Source organism: Pseudomonas sp. P108, from assembly GCF_032613195.1.
Taxonomy (GTDB): domain Bacteria; phylum Pseudomonadota; class Gammaproteobacteria; order Pseudomonadales; family Pseudomonadaceae; genus Aquipseudomonas.
On the sequence record NZ_CP126691.1, the window covers coordinates 167,039 to 193,979 of the forward strand.

The following is a 26,941-nucleotide window of genomic DNA, read 5'->3' on the forward strand; positions in this document are numbered from 1 at the left end:
AATCTGGTTGCCATCATCCGACGCAGCGCCACGTTTTGCTGTGATTCAAGACAAGAAGTTCTGGGAAATTCCTACCATGCGTTCGCCCCTGTTTCTGGCTGTACCCTTCGCTCTCGCCGCCTCTTTTGTACAAGCACAATCCTTACCAGAAGCCATGCAGCAGGCATTGGATGTCCATCCGGAAATCCAGGCAGGGGTAAATAGTCGTTTGGCCGCGGATTATCAATTAAGAGCGGCGAAAGGTGGATACCTGCCCAAGGTCGATCTGCTCGGCGGTTATGGCCGTGAAGGCACCGACAGCGTCACCACCCGCGCCAATTCCGGTAACCACTACGAAACCCTGAATCGTAGCGAGTCAAGTTTACGTCTCTCGCAAATGGTCTTTGACGGTTTTGCGACGTCCAGCGAAGTCGGGCGTCAACAAGCCACCGTCAACTCCCGCGCTTACTCGCTGCTCGGTACTTCCGAGCGCACCGCGCTGACCGTCGCCCAGGTTTACCTGGACGTGCTGACCCGCCGCGAATTCGTGCGTCTGGCCGAAGAAAACCTCAAGAGCCACCAGCGCATCTACGACCAGATCCAGCTGCGCACCCAGCGTGGCGTCGGCAGCGGTGCCGACCTCGATCAGGCCGAAGCGCGGATGGCCCAGGCCCGCAACAACCTGATCACCGAGCAGACCAATCTGGCCGACTCGGAAACCAACTTCCTCAGCGCCGTCGGCCAGATGCCCGATCAACTCGAGCGTCCGGCGCCGTTCATGGCGATGATGCCGGCCAACCTCAATGAAGCGCGCCAGCAGATGCTGGAAAACAGCCCGATCCTGCGTTCGGCCGAATCCGACATCGCCGCTGCCGAGAAGCAGTACGAAACCGCCAAGTCGACCTTCTACCCACGTTTCGACGCCGAACTGGGCCGCACTGCCGACAACGATCTCGACGGCCAGAACGGTCACAACAACGAGTGGCAGGCGATGCTGCGCATGCGCTTCAACCTCTATTCCGGTGGCAGCAACAAGGCCGATCTGGAATCCAAGTCGTACCTGTCGAACCAGGCGCTGGACATCCGCAACAACGCTTTGCGTCAGTTGAACGAAGAACTCGGTCTGGCCTGGAACGCCTTGAACAACGCCAACGCGCAGGTGCCGATCGCGCAGCAATACGTCGACCACAGCACCTCGGTGCGCACCGCTTACCAACGTCAGTTCAGCCTTGGCGAACGTACCTTGCTGGATTTGCTCGACAGCGAAAACGAGTTGTTCACCGCTTCGCGGCGTCTGGCTGAAATCAAAAACATTCAGTTATTTACTCAGTACCGAATCAAGGCGACCATGGGCGAGTTGCTCAGAAGCCAGGGAGTGGTCGCACCGTTGGCATCCGTTGTGCAAAACGACGTGAAGCCCAAGGTCCAGCTGCCTGGGATGAATTGAGTTATCCCTTTTCAACTGTCAAAGAGTGTCGAGCGTGGAATCAGAAGTCAGTCGAGTTCAACTCAGTCATGATCCACGCGCGTTGCACGACGATCCTTTACTGGACGGACTGCTCGCCCTTTGCATGCTTCATCAGAAACCCGCCAGCGCGGCGATGCTGACCACCGGCCTGCCGCTGCCCAAACAACGCCTGAGTGTCGAGTTGCTGCCCCGTGCGGCGGCTCGCGCCGGCCTGCAAGGTCGGGTGCTGCAACGCAAACTGGAAGAAATTCCGGCGATCGCCATGCCGGCCTTGCTGCTGCTCAAGGATGGCCGCAGCGCCGTCCTGCTCGGCTGGCAGGGCGACAACGAAGCGCGGGTGCTGCTCAGCGAAACCGACGGCGGCGAGTCCATCGTCAGTCGCGAACTGCTCGCCGACGATTACACCGGCAAAGTCTTCTTCGCTCAGCCGCAACACAAATTCGACGTCAATCACGGCACGCTGATTCCGCGTGCACGCTCGTGGTTCCGCGACACCCTCAAGCGTTCGCGCTGGCTGTATGCCGATGCGATCGCCGCGAGTTTCCTGATCAACATCATCGCCATGGCCGCGCCGCTGTTCGTGATGAACGTCTACGACCGCGTGGTGCCGAACCAGGCCGAAGCGACCCTGTGGGTGTTGGCGCTGGGCATCACCGGCGCCTACCTCTTTGACCTGATCCTCAAGAGCCTGCGCAGTCTGTGCCTGGATCTGGCCGGGAAGAAAACCGACCTGATCATCTCGGCGACGCTGTTCGAACGCATCGTCGGCATGTCGATGAAATACCGCCCGGCGCGGGTCGGCAGCTTTGCGCAGAACATCCACGAGTTTCAGAGCCTGCGCGACTTCCTTGCCTCGCTGACCCTGACCAGCCTGATCGACCTGCCGTTCACCATCCTCATCTTCATCGTCATCGCCATTCTAGGCGGGCATCTGGTGTGGATTCCGGTGCTGGCGTTCCCGATTGCGTTGCTGATCGGCTACGCCTTGCAGAAGCCGCTGGTGGCCACCATGGAACGCACCATGGCCCTCGGTGCCGAGCGCCAGTCGAGCCTGATCGAAACCCTCGCCGGCCTCGACGCGGTCAAGGTCAACAACGCCGAAAGCGAACGTCAGTACCAGTGGGAGCAGACCATCGGCACCCTCAGTCGCCTCGAACTGCGGGTGAAAATGCTCTCCGGCCTGGCGATGAACATCACCCTGCTGATCCAGCAACTGGCCGGGGTGATCATGATCGTCTTCGGCGTCTACCAGATCATTGCCGGCAACCTGAGCATGGGTGGTCTGATTGCCTGCTACATGCTTAGCGGCCGCGCCCTCAGTCCGCTGGCCTCGCTGTCCGGTCTGTTGACCCGTTATCAGCAGGCACGGGTAACCATGACTTCGGTCGACCAGATGATGGAGCTGCCGCAAGAGCGCAACTTCGAAGAGCGCCCGTTGAGCCGCAAGGTTTTGCAGGGCGCGATCGAATGCCGCCAGCTCAACTTCACCTACCCGGAACAACAGAACCCGGCGCTGAAGAACATCAATCTGGTGATCCGCCCCGGCGAGAAAATCGGCATCATCGGTCGCAGCGGCTCGGGCAAGAGTTCGCTGGCGAAACTGCTGGTCGGCCTGTATCAGCCGGACGACGGTGCGTTGCTGGTCGACGGTGTGGATATCCGCCAGATCGACGTCAGCGAGTTGCGCTACAACATCGGCTACGTGCCGCAAGACATCCAACTGCTGGCCGGCACCCTGCGTGACAACCTCGTCTCTGGCGCACGCTATGTAGAAGACGAGCTTGTCCTGCAGGCGGCCGAACTGGCCGGCGTCCACGAATTCGCCCGTCTGCACCCGCAAGGCTACGAGCTGCAAGTCGGCGAACGCGGGCAGAACCTCTCCGGTGGCCAACGGCAGAACGTCGCGCTGGCCCGGGCGCTGTTGCTCAATCCACCGATCCTGCTGATGGACGAGCCGACCAGTGCGATGGACAACACCGGTGAAGAACGCCTCAAGCAACGCCTCGCCGCCGTGATTGAAAACAAGACCGTGGTGCTGGTCACGCACCGGGCTTCACTGTTGTCGCTGGTCGATCGTCTGCTGGTGATCGATCGTGGACAAATTCTCGCCGATGGCCCGAAAGCCGCCGTGATGGAAGCGTTGAAGAAGGGGCAGATCAGTGTTGCTTAAGTCGGGTTTCAAGGATTCGATCCGTCGCTACTTCAAAGGCTCGGCATCGTTGCAGGGCCAGCCGCTGCCGGAGGTCAACAAAGCGCTGATCGAAGACGCCCCGCGCGTCGTGCGCCTGACCATCTGGGCGATCATCGGCTTCTTTATCTTTCTGCTGCTGTGGGCCAACTTCGCCGTGATCGACGAAGTGACCAAGGGCGACGGCAAAGCGATTCCGTCGTCGAAGATCCAGAAAATCCAGAACCTTGAGGGCGGGATCATCTCTGAACTGTTCGTCAAGGAAGGCCAGATCGTCGAAGCCGGCGCACCGTTGATTCGTCTCGACGACACGCGATTCGCCTCCAACGTCGGCGAAACCGAGGCCGATCGTCTGTCGATGCTGCTGCGCGTTGAGCGTCTCAGCGCAGAGGTCGACGACCGTCCGCTGAATTTCCCCGAGGACGTGCTCAAGGCTGTTCCGGGTCAGGCGAAAAGCGAAGAGTCGCTGTACATCAGCCGCCGTCAGCAGTTGCACGACGAGATCGGTGGTTTGCAGGAGCAGTTGATTCAGCGTCAGCAAGAGCTGCGCGAATTCGCCTCCAAGCAAGCGCAGTATCGTCAGCAGCTCGGCTTGCAGCGTCAGGAAATCAACATGTCCGAGCCGCTGGTGGCGCAGGGCGCGGTGTCCCCGGTGGAGGTCTTGCGTCTGAAGCGTGCCGAGGTGGAAACCCGTGGTCAGCTCGATGCCACGACGCTGGCCATTCCGCGCGCTGAATCGGCGATTAAGGAAGTGCAGCGCAAAATTGATGAAACCCGTGGCAAATTCCGCAGCGAAGCGCTGACCCAACTCAACGAAGCACGCACCGACCTGAACAAGGCCAGCGCCACCGGCAAAGCGCTGGAAGACCGCGTCAGCCGCACGCTGGTGACATCGCCGGTGCGCGGCATCGTCAACAAGCTGCTGGTCAACACCATCGGCGGCGTGATCCAGCCGGGCAGCGACATGGTCGAAATCGTACCGCTGGACGACACCTTGCTCGTCGAAGCGAAGATCCGTCCGCAGGACATCGCCTTCCTGCACCCGGGGCAGGAAGCGATCGTGAAATTCACTGCCTACGACTACACCATCTACGGCGGGCTCAAAGCCAAGCTTGAGCAGATCGGTGCCGACACCATCACCGACGAAGACAAGAAAACCACGTACTACATCATCAAGGTGCGCACTGAGCGTAGCCACTTGGGTACCGATGAAAAGCCGTTGCTGATCATCCCGGGGATGGTTGCGTCGGTGGATATCATTACCGGCAAGAAGTCGGTGTTGAGTTATTTGCTCAAGCCGATCATCCGCGCGCGAGCCGAGGCGTTGCACGAGCGCTAGATCTTCGTCGCTGCTGACGGCCTCTTCGCGAGCAGGCTCGCTCCCACATTTGGATTTCTTTTGAACACAGAAGTTGTGTCCACTGAAAATCGACTGTGGGAGCGAGCCTGCTCGCGAAGGCGTCAGCAAAATCACCACCTTACTGTCAGTAAGTGACAAAAACCGTCACTCACCACTCAGTCCATTCCTCACCAATCGCCATATCGTTATTCAATAAAGGTATTTAATCTCCAGTTCTTATAGCTATAAAGTCATCCCCCTGCGTACCTGCCGACCAATCGGCGCGCCGCACGACCTGAACCAACACGCAATCCAGCGTGAGTGTCTGATCGACGAGCGCGCCCGTGAGCGCGCCGTGCGTGGGAGATGGAAAGATGTCCGCAGCTACTGCTTCCCCAAGCGCCGCGACCGCCGCGCCGCAATCCTTTGAAATCCGCCCGTTCAGCGGTGCCGTCGGCGCCGAAATCATCGGCCTCGACCTCACCCGGCCGATCAATGATCAGGACTTCGCGCGCATTCACTGCGCGCACCTGGATCACCACGTCGTGGTGTTCCGCGACCAGCAAATCACCCCGCAGCAACAGATCGACTTCAGCCGCCGCTTCGGCGTGTTGCAGATCCATGTGCTCAAGCAATTCCTGTTGGCCAACCACCCGGAAATCCTCATCGTTTCCAACATCGTCGAAAACGGCCAGAACATCGGCCTCGGCGATGCCGGCAAGTTCTGGCACTCCGACCTCTCCTATAAAGAGCTGCCAAGCCTTGGCTCGATGCTTCACGCGCAAGAACTGCCGTCCGAGGGCGGCGACACGCTGTTCGCCGATATGCACAAAGCCTGGGACAACTTGCCCGAAGCGTTGCGCAAAGCGGTCGAAGGCCGCAGTGCCGCGCACTCCTACACGGCGCGTTACAGCGAAACCAAATTCGAAGGCAACTGGCGCCCGACCTTGACCCCGGAGCAACTGGCTCAGGTCGCCGAAGTGGTGCATCCGGTGGTGCGTACGCACCCGGAGAACGGACGCAAGGCGCTGTTCGTCAGCGAAGGTTTCACCACGCGCATCGTCGGCCTGCCGGAAGACGAGAGCCAGCAACTGCTGAGCGAGCTCTATGCCCACAGCGTGCTGCCGCAAAACATCTACCGCCATCAGTGGCAGCCCCACGACCTGGTGTTCTGGGACAACCGCTCGCTGATCCATCTCGCCGCCGGTTGCCCTGCGCACCTGCGCCGCAAGCTGTATCGCACGACCATTCAGGGCGACGCGCCTTTCTGATTCGCCGGAGATTGATCAAAAAATGAACGCTCCCTTGCCAGGCCACGCGGCCAGCAACCCGATCGCCCGCAGCGACGCGTTGCTGGCGGTCGATCATGTCAGCCTCGAATACCGCACGCCGCAACGCGTGGTGCGTGCCACCCACCAAGTCAGTTTTGAAATTGATCCGGCCGATCGCTACGTGCTGCTCGGCCCGTCCGGTTGCGGTAAATCCACCTTGCTCAAAGCGGTCGCCGGGTTCATTCAGCCGTGCGAAGGTGAAATCCGCCTGCAAGGCCAGCGCGTCGACGCGCCGGGGCCGGACCGGATTGTGGTGTTTCAGGAATTCGACCAACTGCCACCGTGGAAAACCGTCAAACAGAACGTGATGTTTCCGCTGCTCGCTTCGCGAACGCTGAAGAAAAAAGCAGCTGAAGAGCGCGCGCTGCACTATCTGGAAAAGGTTGGGCTGGCGGCGTTTGCCGATGCCTACCCGCATACCTTGTCCGGCGGCATGAAGGCGCGCGTGGCGATTGCCCGGGCGTTGGCGATGCAGCCGAAAATCCTCTTGATGGACGAACCGTTCGCCGCGCTCGATGCACTGACCCGACGCAAGATGCAGGAAGAGTTGCTGCTGCTCTGGGAAGAAGTGCGTTTCACCCTGTTGTTCGTCACCCACTCGATTGAAGAGGCGTTGGTGGTCGGCAATCGCATCCTGCTGTTGTCGCCGCATCCCGGCCGAGTGCGCGCCGAAGTGCACAGCCATCAATACGACTTGCACAGCTTGGGTGGCGTGGCGTTTCAGGAGTCGGCGCGGCGCATTCATCGTCTGCTGTTCGACGAAGGCCAGTCGCCGGAAACCGAGCGTGACCACGACTTCAACGACATTCGCATCGCCTATTGAGCGGCCAGGAGGATTACCCGATGAGCCATTCATCATCTGTGCGTGAAGAATTCGAAGTTGTGCTGGAGCCGTTGACCGAAGTGCCGGTCGAGCGTGAACTGTCGCTCGGCACGCGGCTGTGGCAACAGGGCTGGCTGCGTAAAGGCCTGATCCTTATTGTGCTGGCGGTGCTGTGGGAAGTGGTCGCGCGGATTCAGAACAATGATTTGATGCTGCCGAGTTTCCTGCAGACCAGCCACGCGCTGTTCGAGGGTCTGCTCAGTGGTGAGTTGTTGGCCAAGGTGTGGATATCGCTGGTGGTGCTGATCAAGGGCTACCTGATCGGCATCGTTCTGGCGTTTGCCCTGACCACGCTGGCGGTGTCGACGCAATTGGGTCGCGATCTGCTGAGTACGATGACCTCGATGTTCAACCCGCTGCCGGCGATTGCTCTGTTGCCGCTGGCGTTGCTGTGGTTTGGCCTGGGGCAGAACAGCCTGATTTTCGTGCTGGTGCATTCGGTGTTGTGGGCGTTGGCGCTGAACACCTATGCCGGGTTTCTCGGGGTTTCGGACACCCTGCGCATGGCTGGGCGCAATTATGGTCTGAAGGGTTTGCGACTGGTGCTGTTCATCCTGATTCCGGCGGCGCTGCCGTCGATTCTCGCCGGGTTGAAGATCGGTTGGGCGTTTGCCTGGCGCACGTTAATCGCCGCTGAGCTGGTGTTTGGCGCGACCAGTGGCAAGGGTGGGCTGGGTTGGTACATCTTTCAGAATCGCAATGAGCTGTACACCGACAAGGTGTTTGCCGGGTTGGCGGTGGTGATTCTGATTGGCTTGCTGGTGGAGAATCTGGTGTTCGATACGCTGGAGCGGGTGACCGTCAAGCGTTGGGGGATGCAGCGGTAATTTTTGGCGTGACGGCTGGCTCCTTCGCGAGCAGGCTCGCTCCCACATTTGATCTCCTGTGGGCACAGGTTTTATGAACGACTGAAGTCCATTGTGGGAGCGAGCCTGCTCGCGAAGGCGTCTTTGAAGGCGCCGCCAAAGCTGAAGGATGTTTGCTAGCATTGCGCCCAGATCAATCCTGATCAGCCAAGAGTGCTCAGTATGCAACTCCCGGACATGAACCTTCTGGTCGCCCTCGACGCCTTGCTCGACGAGGGCAGTGTGGTCGGCGCCGCACGGCGGATGAACCTCAGCCCGGCGGCGATGAGCCGTACCCTGACGCGAATCCGCGAAGCTATCGGCGATCCGATTCTGGTGCGAGCCGGTCGGGGTCTGGTGCCAACGCCCAAAGCCCTGGAATTACGCGAGCAGGTGCGCGATGTGGTCGAGCAGGCCGCGCTGTTGTTCCGCTCCGCCGACACCGTGGAGCTGGGCACGCTGCGTCGGCGCTTCAGCATCCGCGCCAATGATTTTTTCATTGGCGTTTACGGCGGCAAGCTGTTCGACACCCTCGATCAACTGGCGCCGCACTGCGAGTTGCGCTTTGTCCCGGAAGGCGATGGCGATGATGAAGCCCTGCGAGAAGGGCGCATCGATCTGAGCGTCAGCAATACCCGGCCCGTCACCCCTGAAGTCAAAGTGCAGAACCTGTTTTCTACGCACTTTGTGGGCTTGGTACGCGAAGACCATCCCTTGCTCGACGGCGAAATCACTGCCGAGCGCTATGCCGGGTTTTCCCACATCAGCATGTCGCGCCGCGGCATCGCTCGCGGCCCGATTGATACCGCGCTGAATGCGCTGGGTCTGGAGCGGCGCGTCGCGGTGATCGCGCCGAGTTTCCATGCGGCGATGTTTGCGTTGCCTGATTCCGACCTGATCCTGCCGGTGCCCAAGGAAGCGCTGCTGAGTGTGCGCCGGCTGGGTTTGAAACTGCGTTCGTTCGACCTGCCAATCCCTTTGCCGACGCTGATGCTGACTCAAGCCTGGCATCCCCGATTCGACAAGGATCCCGCGCACCGCTGGCTGCGCGAAACCCTCAAGGCCTGTTGCGACGAAACCTGGCTGGCGGCCCAGCCTTAATCCCCGAGAAAACACAAAACCCTGTGGGAGCGAGCCTGCTCGCGAAAGCGCTGGATCAGTCACCAATGATATTGACTGACCCGACGCCTTCGCGAGCAGGCTCGCTCCCACAAGGGATGTTCATTGTTGTGTCTGGCGCACTTATAACCTGCCAATAAGTCAATTTTCGTCATTGCCAAGCCCGACTAAGATGCTCCGGTATTTTTCCCTCCGGAGTGTGAATTCATGACATCCCTGACGGCAGCAGCGCCCATCGCTGCGGCCAGCCCGGCGAAGGCGGCCACGCCACCGGTGTTCGGGGCGCGGATCATCATTGGCCTGGTCGGCGTGCTGCTGGCGGTGCTGGTGTCGGGCCTCAACGAGATGGTCACCAAAGTGGCCCTGGCCGACATCCGTGGCGCGCTGAGCATCGGTTACGACGAAGGCACCTGGCTGGTTGCCGGTTACACCGCCACCTCGGTCGCGGCCATGGCCTTCGCGCCTTGGTGTTCGGTGACCTTCTCGCTGCGCCGCTTCACCCTCTGCGCGATCGGTCTGTTCACGTTGCTCGGCGTGCTGTGTCCATTCGCGCCGAACTACGAAAGTCTGCTGCTGATGCGCATCCTGCAAGGCCTCGCCGGCGGTGCGTTGCCGCCGATGTTGATGACCGTGGCCCTGCGGTTTCTGCCCGCCAACATCAAGCTTTATGGTCTGGCTGGTTATGCGCTAACGGCGACATTCGGCCCGGGTCTGGGCACGCCGCTGGCCGGTTTATGGACCGAATACGTCGGTTGGCAATGGACGTTCTGGCAGATCATCGTGCCGTGCCTGATCGCCATGGCGATGGTCGCGTGGGGTATTCCGCAGGACCCGCTGCGCCTGGAACGCCTCAAGTCGTTCAACTGGAAAGGCCTGCTGCTGGGCTTTCCAGCGATCTGCATGTTGGTGATCGGTTTGCTGCAAGGCAATCGACTGGACTGGTTCGAGTCGAGCCTGATCTGTGGATTGCTCGGCGCCGGCTCGTTGCTGCTGGTGGCGTTTTTGATCAACGAGTGGTCGCAGCCGATTCCGTTTTTCAAATTGCAAATGCTCGGTATCCGTAACCTGTCGTTCGCGCTGATGACCCTGGCCGGTGTGCTGATAGTTCTGCAGGCGGTGGTGTTGATTCCGTCGAGTTATCTGGCGCAGGTGCAGGGTTATCGCCCGGCGCAGACCGCACCGATCATGCTGATCGCCGCATTGCCGCAACTGATTGCGCTGCCGTTGGTGGCAGCGTTGTGCAACCTGCGCTGGGTCGATTGCCGCTGGGTGCTTGGCATGGGTTTGAGCATGTTGACGCTGTCCTGCCTGGGCGGATCGCTGCTGACTTCAGAATGGATTCGCGACAATTTCTACGTCCTGCAATGGCTGCAGATCTTCGGTCAGCCGATGTCGGTGTTGCCGCTGTTGATGTTGTCCACCGGCAGTATCCAGCCGCAGGACGGGCCGTTCGCCTCCGCGTGGTTCAACACGGTGAAAGGCTTGGCGGCCGTGGTCGCTACCGGGGTGATCGAAGCGCTGACCACCGCGCGTCTGCATTTCCATTCGACCATGTTGGTCGACAGCCTCGGCAATTCACCGCTGGCCGATCGCAGCGATCCGGGCCTCGCCCATCGCCTGCACGAACAGGCCGTGGTGCTGACTTCTTCCGATCTCTACGTGTGCATGGCTGGCGTCGCAGTGGCGTTGATCCTGCTGATTTTCTGGCTGCCGAGGCGGATTTATCCGCCGCGCGCACCGACCTGATTGCTGCACTGAACAATGAAGGTTTTTATGACGACTCAAGCAAAGCAAAAACTTGCGGTAGCCGTGGCGGCCGCGCTGGCCGTAGGCGTACTGGTGTATCTGGCGCTGCCCGGTGTGTTTGGCAAACGTACCCAGCAAAATACCAACGACGCGTTTGTGTCCGCTGATTACACCCTGGTGGTGCCGCGTGTGGCCGGCTTCATCAAGGAAGTGCTGGTGGAAGACAACCAGCAGGTCAAAGCCGGGCAGTTGCTGGCGCTGATCGATGATCGCGATTTGCGTGCGTCGGCTGAAGCGGCGGATGCGCAAACTCTGGTGGCGCGGGCGCAGTTGCAGAACGCCAAGGCGACGCTGGAGCGCCAGACTTCGGTGATCGCTCAGGCGCAAGCCTCGGTAGTCTCGGCCAAGGCGGAAATGGCGTTCGCCCAGCAGGAATTGAATCGCTATAACCACTTGGCGGGCGTTGGCGCCGGCACCGTGCAAAACGCGCAACAGGCGCGCACGCGCATCGATCAGGCCACGGCTCATCTCGACACCGCCACGGCGAAACTGGCGGCGGAGCGCAAGCAGGTCGACATTCTTACCGCTCAGCGTGACGCGGCTGAAGGCAGTCTGAAGCATGCGCAGGCGGCGCTGGAAATCGCCAGTTTCGAACTGTCTTACACACGCATCACCGCGCCGCAGGACGGCATGATCGGCGAGCGTGCGGTGCGCGTCGGCGCCTATGTGACGCCGGGCAGCAAGCTGCTGGCCGTTGTGCCGCTGAAACAGGCTTACGTGGTGGCCAATTTTCAGGAAACACAACTGACTGACGTGCAGCCGGGGCAAGAGGTGCAAGTACGCGTCGACAGCCTAGGTGGTGAAGCGCTGACCGGTCGCGTCGAGAGTATCGCCCCGGCGACTGGCGTGACCTTTGCGGCGGTGAAACCGGATAACGCCACGGGTAATTTCACCAAGGTGGTGCAGCGGATTCCGGTGAAGATCATGCTCGAACCGGGTCAGCCGTTGGCCGAGCGCTTGCGCGTGGGGATGTCGGTGGAAGCGAGTATTGATACCACCAGTTCGGCGATGTCGGTGCGTGAGGTGACTCAGCGATGAGCATTATTGACCGAACCGACGCCTTCGCGAGCAGGCTCGCTCCCACAGGGAAAACGCAATCCAAAATGTGGGAGCGAGCCTGCTCGCGAAGAGGTCAGTGGCAGCAAATCAGTTTGAGTGCCTTGCTAACAGTAAGCCTCACCGCCTGCACCGTAGGACCAGACTTCCAGAAGCCCGAAGCCCCACAAATCGCCGACTGGGCCAAACCCGCCAAGTCCGCCCCCAGTCAAGCCGTCAGCGAACCCCTCAACGAACGCTGGTGGGAAGTCTTCCACGACCCGCAACTCTCCGCGCTCACCCAACGTGCGGTGCAGAGCAACCTCGACCTGCAACTGGCCAGCAGCCGTCTGCAACAAAGCCGCGCCGCGCGCCAGGTGATCACCGCTGACCGTTATCCGAGCACCGCCGCCGCGGGCAGTTACGCGCGCAAACGCAACAGTGGCGAGGGTCTGAACGATCCGTCCGGACACAACGGCGATTCAGCTTTCAATCTGTGGGACGCCGGCTTCTCCGCCTCATGGGAACTGGATTTCTGGGGCCGCGTGCGCCGCGAAACCGAAGCCGCCGACGCCAACCTCGAAGTCGCCGAAAACGACCGCCGTGGCGTGTTGCTTACTGTGCTTGCTGATACCGCACAAAACTACATTCAGTTGCGCGGCGTGCAGAACACTCGCGCGGTCACCGAGCAGAACCTCGATGTCGCCCGGCACAGCCTCAAGCTCTCGCAATTGCGTCTGGCCGACGGCGTGGCGACGGACCTCGACGTCGCCGAAGCCGCCGCACAAGTCGCAGCTATCGAGTCGCGGCTGCCCGCGCTGGAACAGCGTCAATCGCAGTTGATCAACGCCATCAGCCTGCTGATGGGCGAACCGCCACAGGCCCTCGCAAAAGAGTTATCCACCGACGCCGCCGTGCCGCAGTCGCCGCTGCAAGTCGCCATCGGCCTGCCGTCGCAACTGGCCGAACGCCGCCCGGACATCCGCCAGGCCGAAGCGCGACTGCACGCGGCCACCGCCAACATCGGCGTGGCCAAGGGCGATTTTTATCCACGCATCACCCTGTCCGGCAACCTCGGCTCGCAAGCCATGCAACTCAGCGATTTCGGCTCCTGGGGTTCGCGTGCCTTTGGCATCGGCCCGCAATTCAGCCTGCCGCTGTTCGACGGCGGACGCCTGCGCGGCGTGCTGCAATTGCGTGAAGCGCAGCAGCAGGAAGCGGCCATCGCCTACCAGCAGACCGTGTTGCGCGCCTGGCATGAAATCGACGATCAGTTGACCGCTTACAACGCCAGCCAGCGCCGCCGCGACAGCCTTGCAGAAGCCGTACGTCAGAACCAGATCGCCTTGCGCACCGCGCAACAGCAATACGTCGAAGGCGTGGTCGATTTCGTCAACGTTCTCACCGTGCAAGGCGCACTGCTGGCAACGCAGGAGCAATGGGTGGAGAGCTCCACCGGCGTGTCGCTGGCCATGGTCGGGCTGTACAAGGCCTTGGGCGGCGGTTGGCAATCGGTGTATCCAGAGGCGAAAATCGCCGCCGGGTTGCCGGGTGTCGTGAAAGCGCCAACCGGCATCGACGGTTCCGCCGTGGCTGACCTAAAGTGATGGGCAGGTTGGCGCGTCATACTCTCGTGGCGCTGCGGCGCGGCAAGAGGAAGCGATGGCGGTCAACAGAGTCACGCCAATGGGCGACACGCAAGATCCGTTTGCCGCGCCCGGTTCCTGGTTCGGCAGCCTGCGTTGGGTGCGCTGGGTAAAAAATCACTGGCTGTGGCCAATTCTGGCGCTGGCCGCGTTCGTGCGTTTTTATGACCTGACGGCGGCGGCGATCTGGGGCGATGAAGGCTCCAGCCTGCTGCTGGCGCGCTACTCGCTGAGTGAAATCTGGCAACACGCTGCATTCGATGTGCATCCGCCGCTGTACTTCATGCTCTTGCATGGCTGGATCGGGTTGTTCGGGGACGGCATCTTTGCGCTCCGCTGTCTCAGTGCGCTGGCCGGCATTACGGCGGTCGGACTGGGCATTTGGCTGGTGGACCGTCTGGCCACTCGACGCGCCGCGTTTATCGCCGGATTGTTGCTCGCACTGCTACCGACCGCGGTGCGTTACAGCCAGGAAGTGCGCATGTACGCGCTGCTCGGTGCGCTGCTGCTCGCCGCGAGCCTGGCGCTGGTCTACTGGATCCGGCGCCCGCAACGCCGTGACTATCTCGTGGTTTACGTGGTGTTGATGAGTGCGGCGTTCTACACCCATTATTTCGCCGTGATGGCCGCACTGTGTCACTGGGTTTATCTGCTCGGCATTCGCGTGCAGCGCGGTTATCGCTTCCGGCATATCCAGCGCGCGGACTGGTGGTTGGCGAATCTGGCAATCGGCGTGCTGTATCTGCCCTGGTTGCCAAAACTGCTCGACTTGATGCAGCACATGCAACAACTCGAAGTCGGCGGCGATGTCGGTTGGGAGCCAGCGGTGACGCTGGGTTCGCTGCCGTCGATGATCTGGTCATGGCTGATTCAGGACGATGGCGAGAGTCTGCCGCTGCTGGTCTTTGGCGCGCTGCCGTTGGCACTGCTGGTGCTGGCAGTTGTCGCCGTCATGCGCGATCGCAGTGTGTCGCGCGGCAGCATTCTGCTGGCGCTGTACACCGGTCTGCCGCTGTTGCTGGTGTATCTGGTTTCGTTCATTACGCCAGTGTTCATCGAGCGTTATCTGACGGCGTACGCCCTCGGCCTGCCGATGCTGACGGCGTTGGCGATCGACCGTTTGTACAACCGCGTGCGGATGTTGGCATTGGCGGTGCTGCTGTCGTTGATCGCTGTGGAACTGGTCGGCGTGAACAACAACGCCACGGTCGACAGTCATGATCAGCTCGACACGGTAGTGACGTACGTCAATCAGCATTTCCTGCCCGGTGACCGCATCGTCACCAGCGACATGCTCTGGTATCTGAGCTACGTCTACTACGATCGCACCGGGGCGCAGGTGCGCCTCTTCACGCCACCGAAAGCCGATGGCCAATCGACGCGGCCAAATGAGTACGGGTTCGGCACGCTGGTGACGAGTGATGTCTATTTGAACAGCCTGACGGAGCTGCCAGCCGGAGGCCGGGTCTGGCTGGTCGGAACCGTCGACGAGCCACAAGAGTTCTCACCGCTACCCGCAACCTGGCAGCCCAGCGCTGAAGTCCATGCGGGCGGGATGCAAGCACGCTTGTTCGTGCCCAAACCTGCGGGTGAATAGGCGGGTCAGGATTTCCCCGACAAATCCGCCATGCCCTTGAGCAATTCAATCGGCAACGGAAAGACAATCGTCGAACTCTTGTCACCGGCAATCGAACTCAAGGTCTGCATATAGCGCAACTGCATCGCCCCGGGCTGGCGACCGAGCATTTCTGCTGCTTGCATGAGTTTTTCCGAAGCCTGCAATTCGCCTTCGGCGTGGATCACCTTGGCCCGCCGCTCGCGCTCGGCTTCAGCCTGTTTGGCAATCGCCCGCACCATCGATTCGTTGAGGTCGACATGCTTGATTTCGACGTTGGCGACCTTGATGCCCCAGGCATCGGTCTGCGCATCGAGCACTTGCTGGATATCGATGTTCAACTGCTCGCGTTCGGCCAGCAGTTCATCCAGTTCATGCTTGCCGAGCACCGCACGCAGGGTGGTCTGGGCTAACTGGCTGGTAGCGGAAAGATAGTCCTCGACCTGAATAATCGCCTTTTGCGGGTCGAGTACGCGGAAATACAGCACGGCATTGACCTTGACCGACACGTTGTCGCGGGTGATCACATCTTGCGGCGGCACATCGAGAACCACCGTGCGCAGGTCGACCCGAACCATTTGCTGGACCACCGGAATCAGCAGGATCAGCCCCGGGCCTTTGACTTGCCAGAAGCGGCCGAGCTGGAACACCACGCCGCGCTCGTATTCACGCAGGATGCGGAACGTCGAGCCGGCGAGAACAATCACCAACAGCAGCAGCGCAACAAAACCGATTTGCAGACCCATGATCACTCTCCGAGCGGTGCCGCGTCAGTCGCGGCCACTTGCAGCAACAATCCCTTGCGACCCACCACGCGCACCGATTGCCCGGTGTGCAGCGGAGTGGCGCTGAGCACTTGCCAGCGCTCACCTTGCAGTTGCACCCAGCCATTACGGGCATCGCCCGGTTGCACCGTGGTGATCGCGGTGACACTGCCGAGCAGGCCGGCATCGCCACTGACCGCGTGGCGGGGGCGGGTTTTCAGGGCGCGAATCAGCAGCGCAATCAACAACAGAGCGCTGATCAGGCCAAGGCCGATCATCATCGGCACCGGCAACTCGGCGTTGCTCAGAATCAGCGCGCCGATGACGAACATGATGATCCCGCCCAAGCCAATGACGCCGTAATTGGGCAGTGCAGCTTCAGCGATCAGAAATACGATACCCAAGGTGATCAGCCACAAACCGACCGGACTCATCGGCGGCAATGAAGTGTCGGCAGCGAGGGTTGAACCGCTGATCAGCAGGAGCAAGGCAAGCGCACAACATCGGCTGTTCACGTGACCCTCCGTGAGCGTCATGTCTGTAATTACAGTCTAGTTGAGGGTTGCGCTGGCTGAGTTTTGATCAATGAGCGGATGTGTCCAGTGGGCGGAATTCTCTGCACCAACCCCTCGCCGAACTAGACTCAAAGACACGGCAACCACCGTTCAGCGCGACACCGAGGTGCATCATGCGCATGGCAAGAAAAGTACAGAGCAGCCTGAACCGGGCGCACTGCGAATACGACGTCGTCGCTCATCGGCATTCATCGAGCAGCCTGGAAACCGCACGGGTCGCCGGGGTGCCTGCCGAGCGGGTGGCCAAATCGATCATCCTCGACGACCACCATGGGCATTACCTGATGGCCGTGCTCCCGGCCAGCCGTCACCTGGACCTGAGCAAAGTGCGCACCAGCGGCGAATGGCAACTGACCCGCGAAAGCAATCTGGCGCACATTTTCGATGATTGCGAACGCGGCGCGGTGCCGCCGCTGGGTGGCTCTTATGGCCTGGACATGGTCATCGACCCGTTGCTGACGCGGCAGAAGGATATTTATCTGGAGGCGGGCAACCACAACTATCTGCTACACATGAGCATGCCGGAGTTTCTGAAAATGGTGCCGCATGCCGAGGTGCGGGAGTTGAGTGATTAGGTTTCGTGGCGCCGGCACTGACGCCTTCGCGAGCAGGCTCGCTCCCACAGGTTGATCGCATTCCCCTGTGGGAGCGAGCCTGCTCGCGAATAATCTTCCAAACACCCCATTCATCAAGGAATTGCTCAATGGAAAGCCCAACGCACAGCTTGCCATCCCTGTTCAAACAACTCGGCCTTCCCGACGATCCGGTCAACATCGACAAATTCATCGCCACCCATTCCCCGCTCAAACCCAAACTGCATTTGGCTGATGCGTTTTTCTGGACGAAGAGCCAAGCGGATTTTTTGCGTGACGAGATTTTGGATGACGCCGATTGGGCGGAGGTGGTGGATCAGTTGGATGTGTTGTTGCGTAAGGGCAGAAGTGTGTAAAAAAAATTGTAGGAAAAGGCTGTAATGTAAAAAAAACATGCGCGATGTAAAAAAAACTGGGCTTTAATCGTCGCAGTGAATTTTTTATGTGGACGATGACGATGCCAACTGTTGGATATGCCCACCTGCGTGATGCGCTGAAGCTTAATGCATTTGCCCCCAAGCGCATTGCGATGATCAAACCGGTTACCCGGATTACCTTGATCGGTGAGTGTCTAGCGGTTCCAAACGGCGTCGCGCCGGCACAGGGTTCGACACTTGAGCACATCTTGTTTGCTCTGAAGCATGAGGGAATAAACCTGTGCATTCTTGCTCAGGCGCTTGAAACCGTTGAAGCGGACGAGTTGCTAGGTGAGTTGAGCCGATCACCTAACGGGGTATTTATCCGCAAAGCCTGTTTTCTTTGGGAAAGTTTCACGGGCAAACAGCTGGAATATTCCGTACCGGTTCGGGGCAACGTTGTCGCTTTGTTTGATCCCAAGCGTTATGTCACCGGGCCTGCAATTCGAAATAGTCGTTGGCGGGTAGATTTTAACGGGTTGGGGTCAATGCGTTACTGCGCCACAGTCGAGCGTACGACGGAGCTGCAGGCGCTGCTTGATCTGGACATCCTTGGTCGAGCCCAGGCTTTTATGGCTACGTTGCCGCCGGAAATGATGGATCGGGCAATCAATTGGGCCTATCTGCATGAGACCCGCGATTCTTTTGCTATTGAGAAAGAAGAGCCCAACGAAGAAAAGTCGCGTCGTTTTGTTCGGCTTCTCCGCCAAGCCCATGAGCGAACAGAGTTGAGCGAAGACTATTTGGTCGAGTTGCAGAACAGTACGGTTTCCAATCCTTTCGATAAAGCTGTGCTTTTCCGTCATGAACAGAACCATTTACACAACGGCTTGAGAGGCGCAGCTGGCGTCAGCTATGTCCCGCCTCCACCGCAATTGTGCAGGGAGTTGATGGACGAGTTGATGAGTTTTGCCAATCACTCAGCCAAGCAGGTTGAACCGTTGATAGCTGCAGCGGTTGTGGCTTTCGGGTTTGTCTTTCTTCACCCGTTCATGGATGGCAATGGTCGACTTTCACGTTTCCTGATTCACCAGACGCTTTGCCACTCTGGCGCTCTAAAAAATGGTTTGTTGTTACCGGTTTCCGTAGCGATGAAACACGAAGAGTCTGGCTATCTCGAAGCGTTAAAGGAGTTCTCGAAACCAGCAAGAGAGTTCTGGAATGTCACTTGGCTGGACGCTGATCAGATGGCTTTCGATTTTATTGGGCACGACTCGATCTATCGATTCTGGGACGGGACTCAATGTGCAGAATTTACCTTGCAGATGGCCTTGCGAGCATTGGAAGTGGAGCTGCGCGAGGAGACCGAGTTTCTTGAAAAATACGACTACGTCATCAAAGAGGTGAATGGGCGTTTTGACGTACGGGGGAGCGACCTCTCGAAATTGGTAATGATGTGTCTGGACAACGGTGACAAAGTTTCAAAGCATCGACGTAAGCAGTTCCAGTTCAGCGTGCCGGAGGAGGTTTTCGATTTCATTGAGCAGATTGCGGGTGATTTCGATTCGGTAGGCTAACCCTGAACAGGCAATTTGTTTCAAAACTTGACTGAAATTCCCCTCCAATGCGATATTGATAGTTAGCAAACTAACAGTGTGCATTTCCCCGTGCCGAACGATCTCGACGCTCTCCAGATGAACATCAGCAGTGCCATGGTGGTGGCCGCCAGGCATTGGCGGAAGATCTGCCAGACCACGCTGGTCAACTATGGAATCTCCGAAGCCTGCGCCGTCCCGCTGCTAATGATCGGGCGTCTGGGCGAGGGCGTGCGCCAGGTGCAAGTGGCGCAGGCGGCCGGGATGGAGAGTCCGTCGCTGGTGCGTCTGCTCGATCAGCTCTGCCATTCCGGCTACGTCTGCCGCACCGAAGATGCCCAGGATCGCCGCGCCAAATGCCTGAGCCTGACCGACACCGGGCGTGAACTGGTGCAAGCGGTCGAGATCGAACTGGTGCGCTTGCGTCACGAGGTGCTCGAAGGCATCGAGCAAAGCGATCTGGAAGCTACGCTTCGGGTACTCAGAGCTTTTGAGGCGGCCAACCCGCCATGGGTGGTTAATTCTTGAACGGTTTTTTCTCCGGCATTCCGCCAGCCCGCGACTGGTTCTACGGGGTGCGGACTTTTGCAGCGTCGATGATTGCGCTGTACATCGCCTTGCTCATGCAAATGCCGCGTCCGTATTGGGCGATGGCCACGGTGTATATCGTCTCCAGTCCGTTTCTCGGGCCGACCAGTTCCAAGGCGCTGTACCGTGCCATCGGTACTTTTCTCGGTGCGGCAGCGGCGGTTTTTTTCGTGCCGATGTTCGTCCAGAGCCCGTATGTGCTGGTGGTGGTCATTGCGCTGTGGACGGGGATTTTGTTGTTCCTGTCCCTGCAACTGCGCACGGCCAACAACTATGCATTGATGCTCGCCGGTTACACCCTGCCGCTGATTGCCTTGCCGGTGGTGGATAACCCGCTGGCGGTGTGGGACGTGGCGGAAGCGCGGACCGAAGAGATTTTCCTCGGCATCGCCGTTGCCGCCGTGGTCGGTGCGATGTTCTGGCCGCGTCGCTTGGCGCCAGTGTTCAACGACGCTGTGAGCAAGTGGTTCGCCGACGCGACGACCTACAGCCTGAAATTCCTCAGCCGCGACGTGCAGCCCGAGGAAGTCACCGCGCTGCGCATGGCCATGGTCGCCAACTTCAACAGCCTTGAATTGATGATCGGCCAGTTGCCCCACGAAGGCGCGCGACCGCAAACCGTGCGCAACACCAAGGAATTGCGCGGGCGCATGATTCATCTGTTGCCGGTGATCGATGCGCTGGAAGATTCGCTCTACGCCCTCGAACGGCGCACGCCGGAACTGGTGGAAAAATTCGCACCGCTGCTGGCCGCGACCCGCGAATGGCTTGCTCATCAGGACGCCGATCTCGACCGCTGGCAAGCCCTGAAAGGTCAGCTCGAAGCCCAGCAGCCGAGCATCGAGGCACTTGAGGATCGCAGGCAGTTGCTGTTCTCAAATTCGATTTATCGCCTCGGCGAATTCATCGATCTGTGGCAAGACTGTCGCAGTCTGCAGGACGCGATTCTTTGCGAACGCCAGGACAGCTGGCGCGCGGTGTATCGCCACTGGCGCCTGGGTCGGCTCACCCCGTTTATCGATCGTGGGCTGATGCTCTACTCGGCGGCCTCGACCGTTCTGGCGATCATCACTGCCTCGGTGCTGTGGATTCTGCTCGGCTGGCCGGACGGCGGTAGCGCAGTGATTCTCGCCGCGGTGGCCTGTAGCTTTTTCGCCTCGATGGACGACCCGGCACCGCAGATTTACCGGTTCTTTTTCTGGACCGGCATGTCGGTGTTGTTCGCCAGCCTTTATCTGTTTCTGATACTGCCCAACCTGCATGATTTCCCGATGCTGGTGCTGGCGTTTTCCATCCCGTTCATCTGCGTCGGCACGCTGACGGTGCAGCCGCGGTTCTTCCTCGGCATGCTGCTGACGCTGGTCAACACCTCCTCATTCATCAGTATTCAGGGGGCTTACGACGCGGACTTTTTTGCCTTCGTGAACTCCAACCTCGCGGGTCCGTTAGGGCTGTTGTTCGCGTTTATCTGGACGCTGGTCGCACGCCCGTTCGGTGCCGAACTGGCGGCGAAACGCCTGACCCGCTTCAGCTGGAAAGACATCGTCCACATGACCGAGCCGGCCAACCTTGCCGAACACCGCAAATTGGGCGTGCAGTTGCTCGATCGACTGATGCAGCACCTGCCGCGTCTGGCCCTGACCGGCCAGGACACCGGCATTGCCATGCGCGAAGTGCGTGTGGGCCTGAACCTGCTCGATTTGCTCGCCTACACCCCACGGGTGACCGGCGCGCCGAACGCGCTGTTGCAGCAAGTGGTCAGTGAAGTCGGCGAGTATTTCCGCGCCTGCCTCAAGGCTGGCGAACGCTTGCCGGCGCCAGCGCCGTTATTGATGACCCTCGATCGCACTCGCCGCGCACTCAATGGCCACGGCGACGATGAAACCCGTCTGAACCTGTTGCATGCCTTGAGCGGTTTGCGTCTGGCGTTGTTGCCCGGCGTCGAATTCGTCTCCAGTGCCGACTCCGAAGAACCGCTGCCCGATGGAGCGCCCCTATGATCGGTGATCTGGACATCAGCGGCATTTTCCTGCCGACCCTGCTGGTGTTGATGGGCATCACTTATGTGCTGTTTTTACTGGTGCATGCCGTGCTTACGCGCGTGCACTTTTACCGTCTGGTCTGGCACCGGGCATTGTTCAACGTGGCCCTCTACGCGGTACTGCTGTACGGCGTGGACTCACTCAGTCGATACCTGATGACATGAAAAAACCGTTTTTGACCATCGGTCGCGTGGTACTGACCCTGCTGATCGTGACTTTTGCCGTTGTTCTCGTCTGGCGTATGGTGATGTATTACATGTTTGCGCCGTGGACCCGTGACGGCCACATTCGCGCCGACATCATCCAGATCGCTCCGGACGTTTCCGGGTTGATCCAACAGGTTGAAGTGAAAGACAACCAGTTGATCAAGCGTGGCCAGGTGCTGTTCAGCATCGACCAGGATCGCTTCAAACTGGCCCTGCGTCAGGCCAAAGCGGCTGTCGCCGATCGCGAAGAAACCCTCGCCCAGGCCCAGCGCGAAGCCAAACGTAACCGTGGCCTCGGCAACCTGGTGCCGGCCGAACAGCTGGAAGAAAGCCAATCGAAGGTTGCCCGCGCGCAATCGGCACTGGCCGAAGCCATGGTCACCGTGGACAGTGCTCAGCTCAACCTCGACCGCTCAGTGATTCGCAGCCCGGTGGACGGTTACGTCAACGACCGCGCGCCGCGTCCACAGGAATTCGTTACCGCCGGGCGTCCGGTGCTGTCGGTGGTCGACAGTAATTCGTTTCACATCGACGGCTATTTCGAAGAGACCAAACTCGACGGCATTCATGTTGGCCAGTCGGTGGATATCCGCGTGATCGGCGACCGCGCCAAACTGCGTGGGCATGTCGAAAGCATCGTCGCCGGCATCGAAGACCGCGACCGCAGCAGCGGCAGCAACCTCTTGCCGAACGTTAACCCGGCGTTCAGCTGGGTGCGGCTGGCGCAGCGGATTCCGGTGCGGATTGCTTTTGACGATGTGCCGGAAGACTTCCGCATGATCGCCGGGCGCACTGCCACGGTATCCATTATCGATGACGCAAAAATCGACGATAAAAAGCAGGAGCCCGCGCAATGAGCAGGGCGCTGATGATCGCCGGGTTGGGCGTGATGCTCTCGGCCTGTCAGATGGTCGGGCCGGACTATCACGTGCCTGAGGATGCGGCGGTGCAGCGCAAGGATTTTCAGGGTGAACTGGCCGTGGCCGGCAAACCTGTAGTTTCGGCGCCGGTGCCGGCGGACTGGTGGCGGCTGTATAAAGATGCGCGGCTGGATCAACTGGTGCAGCAGGCCATGGCCTCCAACACCGATTTGCGCGTCGCGGCGGCGAACCTGCAACGGGCTCGCGCTCAGGTCGATGAGGCCGAAGCCGCGGGCGGCTGGAGCGCAGGTGTGAAGATGGGCGCGCAGCGTTTGCAAGAGTCTGGTCAGGCATTCTTGCTGCCGGAAAAAGTCCCGGTCGATAACGTCGGCGACATCGGCATCAGCGCTTCTTATCAGTTCGATCTGTGGGGCACCTTGCAGCGTGGCATCGAAGGCGCAAAGGCCAATGCCGACGCGACCCAGGCCGCGGCAGACACGGCGCGGATCACCTTGGTGGCGGACGTGGTTCGCGCTTACACCCAAGTCTGCGCGGCCAACGAAGAACGGGAGATCGCCCAGCACTCTCTCGACCTGCAATCGCAAAGCACCACGCTGATCCAGCGACTGCGCGACGCCGGTCGTGGTGACGAAACCCAGGTCACCCGTTCGCAAACCCAGTTCAAATCCCTGCGCGCCGACTTGCCGCGTTATGAGGCCGCGCGTCAGGCCGGGCTGTTCCGTTTGTCGATGTTGCTGGCGAAACCGGTTGATCAGTTGCCCGCCGGCACCGCGACCTGCGCCGAGTTGCCGAAAATCGCCCAACTGGTGCCGGTCGGCGATGGCGCTGCGCTGCTCAAACGTCGCCCGGACATTCGCCAGGCCGAACGTCGTCTGGCCGCTTCGACCGCCGGGATCGGCGTCGCCACGGGCGAGTTGTATCCGGACATCAGTATCGGCGCGACCATCGGCACTGTTGGTCTCATCGATGACTTGGGTGATCCGTCGACCAACCGCTGGGGCTTTGGCCCGTCGCTGAGCTGGAAGGTACCGACCAACGGCGCCCGCGCGCGAATCCGCGAGGCAGAAGCGGCGACCCAAGGCGCCTTGGCGCACTTCGACGGCGTGGTGCTCAACGCCATTCGCGAAACCCAGACCGGCCTCGCTCAGTACACCGCACTACTTCAGCGGCGCGACGCACTGGCCGATGCCGAGCAATCGGCGAAACTGGCCGCAGACCAGACCCACCGCTTCTTCCAGGCCGGCCGCGAGTCGTTCCTGGCTGACCTGCAAGCAACCCGCACCTACACCGATGTGACCGCGCAATTGGCCGCCGCCAACACCCAGGTTGCGATGAGCCAGATCGATTTGTTCCTCGCTTTGGGCGGCGGCTGGGAAAGCGGACGAACGCACGCGACAAGCGCCAGCAAACCCTGAGGCCGTTGCTATGCTTTGAAGTGTTGAAGGGGCGCCCCGTGCACAGCGCCCCTTCAGCGCACATTGCTAGCGCTGGTCTAGGGGAAACCAATAATGAAAAACCCTTACGCTCTCGGCTTCTGGTGCGCCTTGGTAGCGTTGGTGCTGCTCTCGGCCACTTATTTCTACGGCATCATGCTGGCTCATCAGATCGACAAGGCCATGGTCTTCCTCGACAGCGCCGTCGCGCTGATCGCGGTCATGGCAATCGTCGTCGTGGCCTGGGCGTCGCTCCAGGTGCAACGGGTCAAGAAGCGACAACTCGAACAAGGCAAGACTCTGGTGCTGATCTGGGACACCAAAGTCGCCCTGCGTCGGGTCGAAACCGTGTTCGACCGGTATTTCTGGGGCAGTTACTGGCAACCGGGGCGCACCTTCGCTGAAGTCATGGGCGAACTCACCGGCACGCCGCTGGAAAAAAGTCTCGAAGCGTTGAAAAAGCAGTGTCTGGAACTCGACAAGCAGATTGATGGCGAGGGCTGGCACTGGCTCAACAATGCCCGGGAATTGTCCGATGTCGCCACGGCTATGGCCCGTGAACGCTATCAACTGGATTTCTGCGATCCGCGCGCCGACGGGCCGGGCGGGGCGGTGATTGATCGGGACTTTGAAGTGCTGGTGTACACCTGGACCGCGCGGCTGAAAAGCTTTGATCATCAGCTCGATGAGATCGAGGTTCAGTATTCCTGATCTCTGCTGAATCATCTGGCCCCTTCGCGAGCAGGCTCGCTCCCACAGGTACAGTGTTGTCCTTGTGGGAGCGAGCCTGCTCGCGAAGGCGGACTGAAAAACACCGAAACTCTTCCCGCCTGTCGACTGTCCACAATTCCTATAGACACTCTTTAACCTTTAAACATTGGGCCAGCTCACGCGCCCGGTGCTAATCTCCACCGCTGAATTCAGCGCAGTCGAGCCGCGACCCGGTCACGGGTTCAGGGAAGACGACGACACTCACAGCCACGGAAATCGATCAGGTCATTCATGAATAAATCAGCAGGCGTGCTCCTCGGAATTGTTGTTGCCATCGGCGCGATCAGCGCAGGCGGGGCCTGGTACACCGGGACCAAGATCGAAGGCGTGCTGAACAACGCCGTCACCAACGCCAACCAAGAGCTGCAAACCGCGATGGCCGGCTCCAACGGCACCGCATCGCTGGAGCTGGTGTCGCTGGAACGCCACACCTTCACCAGCACCGCGCACTACCGCCTCAAAGGTGAAGGCGAGATGTTCGGTGATGCGCCGGTCGAACTGCTGTTCGTTGACCACATCGAGCACGGACCGCTGCCGTTCTCGCGTCTGGTTTCGCTGAAATGGCTGCCAGTCATGGCTACCAGCAACTACGAGCTGGAAAAGAACCCGGCCACCGAGAAGTGGTTCGCCGCCACCAAGGGCGCCGCGCCGCTCAAAGGCGTGACCAGCATCGGCTACGACGAATCCACCACCAGCACCCTCGACCTGCTGCCGTTCGAAACTGCGCTGGATGAGCAGTCGAGCCTGAAGTTCTCCGGCCTGACCATGAATATCTCTGCTAATGCCAAAGCGCAGAAGGTCAAGGCGGACGGCTACATGGACAACCTGAAACTGGTCACCGTTGCTGAAGATCAGGCGCCGGTGCAGGTCGAACTCAACGGTCTGACCCTGGCCAGCAACCTCGCCAAGAGCAGCTACGGCTACTACACCGGGGAAAACACCCTGGTGCTGACCAACAGCAAAACCACCTTCGGCACCAAGCAGTCGGTGCTCGGTGTGAAGAACTTCGAAATGAAGAACCTCACCGAAGAAAACGGCAGCAATGCCTCGGGTCGTGCGGACTACAAGATTGGCGAAGTCAGCCTCAATGACAAGAAAGTCGGCTCGGCGAACATGGCCATGAGCCTGAAAAACCTCGACATCCCGTCGACGATGTCACTGATGCAGATCTACCAGACCAAACTGCAGCCTTATGAAAAAGCTGCCGCCGAGGCTGCAGCCCAGGGCTTGCCAGCGCCAGAGCTGAACCTGACCGAAGCGGAAAATGCGCAGGTCAAAGCCGATCTGCAAAAACTGCTGGCCGCCGGCCCACAGTTTGCGCTGGAAAATCTCTCGTTCAACACCGCCAATGGCGAGAGCAAGGCCAATCTGGTGATCGACCTGACCAAACCGCAATCGATGGATCTGCCGCCGGATCAGTTGGGCAAACAACTGATCGCGTTGCTGGATCTGAATATTCAGGTATCGAAGCCGATGCTGGTCGATCTGCTCAGCGTGCAGGCGCAGCTGGACGGTCAGACCGATGCCAAAGCCATCGTCGATCAATCCAAGGAAGCGGCCGATATGTTCGCGGGCATGGCGGTTGGTTCGCAGTTGGCCGTCGTCGACGGTACCAACGTGGTGACCAAGCTGCATTACGCCGCCAATCAGGTCGAATTCAACGGCCAGAAGATGACCGTCGAGCAGTTCGTCGGCTTCCTGATGAGCAAGTTCGCCGGCGTCACGCAAGTGCAGTAATCCTGCGTTCTTGATAGCAACGCCCGGCCTCTGTATCGCACAGACGCCGGGCGTTTTGCTGTCTGGCGTTCGGGTTTTCGGCTGAACCGCCAGCACGATTCTGAACAATTATTGTGTTCTGGATATTGCTCTGCGCTTGCGTGCAA

Annotated in this window: 23 protein-coding genes; 21 read left to right on the forward strand and 2 right to left on the reverse strand. The window is 59.9% G+C overall.

All coding sequences use genetic code 11. The features are described from left to right. Window positions 1–76 precede the first annotated feature (76 nt). The 11 genes from QOM10_RS00715 to QOM10_RS00765 all read left to right on the forward strand — a co-directional run bounded on the left by QOM10_RS00715 (window position 77) and on the right by QOM10_RS00765 (window position 15,236). On the forward strand, window positions 77–1,426 hold the full coding sequence (locus QOM10_RS00715; RefSeq protein ID WP_127925364.1) for a TolC family outer membrane protein: 1,350 nt from the start codon (window positions 77–79) through the stop codon (window positions 1,424–1,426). A gap of 34 nt (window positions 1,427–1,460) precedes the next feature. Then, complete coding sequence (locus QOM10_RS00720) at window positions 1,461–3,617, forward strand: type I secretion system permease/ATPase (RefSeq protein ID WP_127925365.1); 2,157 nt, start codon at window positions 1,461–1,463, stop codon at window positions 3,615–3,617. Beyond that, window positions 3,607–4,974, forward strand: coding sequence for an HlyD family type I secretion periplasmic adaptor subunit (locus tag QOM10_RS00725; RefSeq protein WP_007918311.1), 1,368 nt, complete (start codon window positions 3,607–3,609; stop codon window positions 4,972–4,974). Before QOM10_RS00720 ends, QOM10_RS00725 begins: the two co-directional genes overlap by 11 nt. A 374-nt stretch (window positions 4,975–5,348) precedes the next feature. After that, on the forward strand, window positions 5,349–6,245 hold the full coding sequence (locus QOM10_RS00730; RefSeq protein WP_316917409.1) for a TauD/TfdA family dioxygenase: 897 nt from the start codon (window positions 5,349–5,351) through the stop codon (window positions 6,243–6,245). A 22-nt stretch (window positions 6,246–6,267) separates the two neighbouring features. Further along, complete coding sequence (locus QOM10_RS00735) at window positions 6,268–7,128, forward strand: ABC transporter ATP-binding protein (protein ID WP_127925367.1); 861 nt, start codon at window positions 6,268–6,270, stop codon at window positions 7,126–7,128. 20 nt (window positions 7,129–7,148) lie between these two features. After that, window positions 7,149–8,015, forward strand: coding sequence for an ABC transporter permease (locus QOM10_RS00740; protein WP_122844384.1), 867 nt, complete (start codon window positions 7,149–7,151; stop codon window positions 8,013–8,015). Window positions 8,016–8,216: 201 nt separating this feature from the next. Continuing rightward, entirely contained in the window at window positions 8,217–9,134 is a 918-nt protein-coding gene (locus QOM10_RS00745; protein ID WP_025113444.1) for a LysR family transcriptional regulator, read from the forward strand. A gap of 225 nt (window positions 9,135–9,359) precedes the next feature. Then, the gene (locus tag QOM10_RS00750) at window positions 9,360–10,898 is read left to right on the forward strand and encodes an MFS transporter (protein ID WP_316917410.1); all 1,539 of its coding nucleotides are present in this window, start codon (window positions 9,360–9,362) and stop codon (window positions 10,896–10,898) included. A gap of 27 nt (window positions 10,899–10,925) precedes the next feature. Next, window positions 10,926–11,996 (forward strand): HlyD family secretion protein, encoded by a 1,071-nt coding sequence (locus QOM10_RS00755; RefSeq protein ID WP_127925369.1) that lies wholly within the window; start codon window positions 10,926–10,928, stop codon window positions 11,994–11,996. Continuing rightward, window positions 11,993–13,600 (forward strand): efflux transporter outer membrane subunit, encoded by a 1,608-nt coding sequence (locus QOM10_RS00760; RefSeq protein ID WP_224790093.1) that lies wholly within the window; start codon window positions 11,993–11,995, stop codon window positions 13,598–13,600. Before QOM10_RS00755 ends, QOM10_RS00760 begins: the two co-directional genes overlap by 4 nt. Before the next feature lie 55 nt (window positions 13,601–13,655). After that, window positions 13,656–15,236, forward strand: coding sequence for a glycosyltransferase family 39 protein (locus QOM10_RS00765; RefSeq protein ID WP_160037711.1), 1,581 nt, complete (start codon window positions 13,656–13,658; stop codon window positions 15,234–15,236). Window positions 15,237–15,241: 5 nt separating this feature from the next. On the opposite strand, the gene QOM10_RS00770 is transcribed toward QOM10_RS00765, so the two are convergent. Beyond that, complete coding sequence (locus QOM10_RS00770; protein WP_077570069.1) at window positions 15,242–16,000, reverse strand: slipin family protein; 759 nt, start codon at window positions 15,998–16,000, stop codon at window positions 15,242–15,244. Between the two features lie 2 nt (window positions 16,001–16,002). Next, a complete protein-coding gene (locus QOM10_RS00775; protein ID WP_177413844.1) occupies window positions 16,003–16,533 on the reverse strand; it encodes an NfeD family protein in 531 nt (176 codons plus the stop codon). Between the two features lie 173 nt (window positions 16,534–16,706). Here QOM10_RS00775 and QOM10_RS00780 point away from each other — a divergent pair, with 173 nt between their 5' ends. The 10 genes from QOM10_RS00780 to QOM10_RS00825 all read left to right on the forward strand — a co-directional run bounded on the left by QOM10_RS00780 (window position 16,707) and on the right by QOM10_RS00825 (window position 26,795). Further along, window positions 16,707–17,168 carry an aminoacyl-tRNA deacylase gene (locus QOM10_RS00780; protein ID WP_127925372.1) on the forward strand — a complete coding sequence of 154 codons (462 nt, stop codon included), beginning with the start codon at window positions 16,707–16,709 and terminating at the stop codon, window positions 17,166–17,168. 128 nt (window positions 17,169–17,296) lie between these two features. Further along, the gene (locus QOM10_RS00785; RefSeq protein WP_127925373.1) at window positions 17,297–17,542 is read left to right on the forward strand and encodes a DUF2789 domain-containing protein; all 246 of its coding nucleotides are present in this window, start codon (window positions 17,297–17,299) and stop codon (window positions 17,540–17,542) included. A gap of 86 nt (window positions 17,543–17,628) precedes the next feature. Then, window positions 17,629–19,119: a Fic family protein gene (locus tag QOM10_RS00790; RefSeq protein ID WP_316917411.1), complete on the forward strand. Its 1,491-nt coding sequence runs from the start codon at window positions 17,629–17,631 to the stop codon at window positions 19,117–19,119. Between the two features lie 117 nt (window positions 19,120–19,236). Then, the gene (locus QOM10_RS00795) at window positions 19,237–19,665 is read left to right on the forward strand and encodes a MarR family winged helix-turn-helix transcriptional regulator (protein ID WP_038367319.1); all 429 of its coding nucleotides are present in this window, start codon (window positions 19,237–19,239) and stop codon (window positions 19,663–19,665) included. Next, window positions 19,662–21,725 (forward strand): FUSC family protein, encoded by a 2,064-nt coding sequence (locus QOM10_RS00800; protein WP_316917412.1) that lies wholly within the window; start codon window positions 19,662–19,664, stop codon window positions 21,723–21,725. Before QOM10_RS00795 ends, QOM10_RS00800 begins: the two co-directional genes overlap by 4 nt. Continuing rightward, a complete protein-coding gene (locus QOM10_RS00805) occupies window positions 21,722–21,931 on the forward strand; it encodes a DUF1656 domain-containing protein (RefSeq protein WP_007917703.1) in 210 nt (69 codons plus the stop codon). Before QOM10_RS00800 ends, QOM10_RS00805 begins: the two co-directional genes overlap by 4 nt. Further along, complete coding sequence (locus QOM10_RS00810) at window positions 21,928–22,830, forward strand: HlyD family secretion protein (protein WP_316917413.1); 903 nt, start codon at window positions 21,928–21,930, stop codon at window positions 22,828–22,830. Before QOM10_RS00805 ends, QOM10_RS00810 begins: the two co-directional genes overlap by 4 nt. Further along, window positions 22,827–24,269 (forward strand): efflux transporter outer membrane subunit, encoded by a 1,443-nt coding sequence (locus QOM10_RS00815; RefSeq protein WP_316917414.1) that lies wholly within the window; start codon window positions 22,827–22,829, stop codon window positions 24,267–24,269. The genes QOM10_RS00810 and QOM10_RS00815 overlap by 4 nt, the downstream gene beginning before the upstream one ends. 93 nt (window positions 24,270–24,362) lie before the next feature. After that, on the forward strand, window positions 24,363–24,998 hold the full coding sequence (locus QOM10_RS00820) for a hypothetical protein (RefSeq protein WP_007917700.1): 636 nt from the start codon (window positions 24,363–24,365) through the stop codon (window positions 24,996–24,998). 291 nt (window positions 24,999–25,289) lie between these two features. Continuing rightward, complete coding sequence (locus QOM10_RS00825) at window positions 25,290–26,795, forward strand: YdgA family protein (protein WP_038367300.1); 1,506 nt, start codon at window positions 25,290–25,292, stop codon at window positions 26,793–26,795. The last annotated feature ends 146 nt before the right edge of the window (window positions 26,796–26,941 follow it).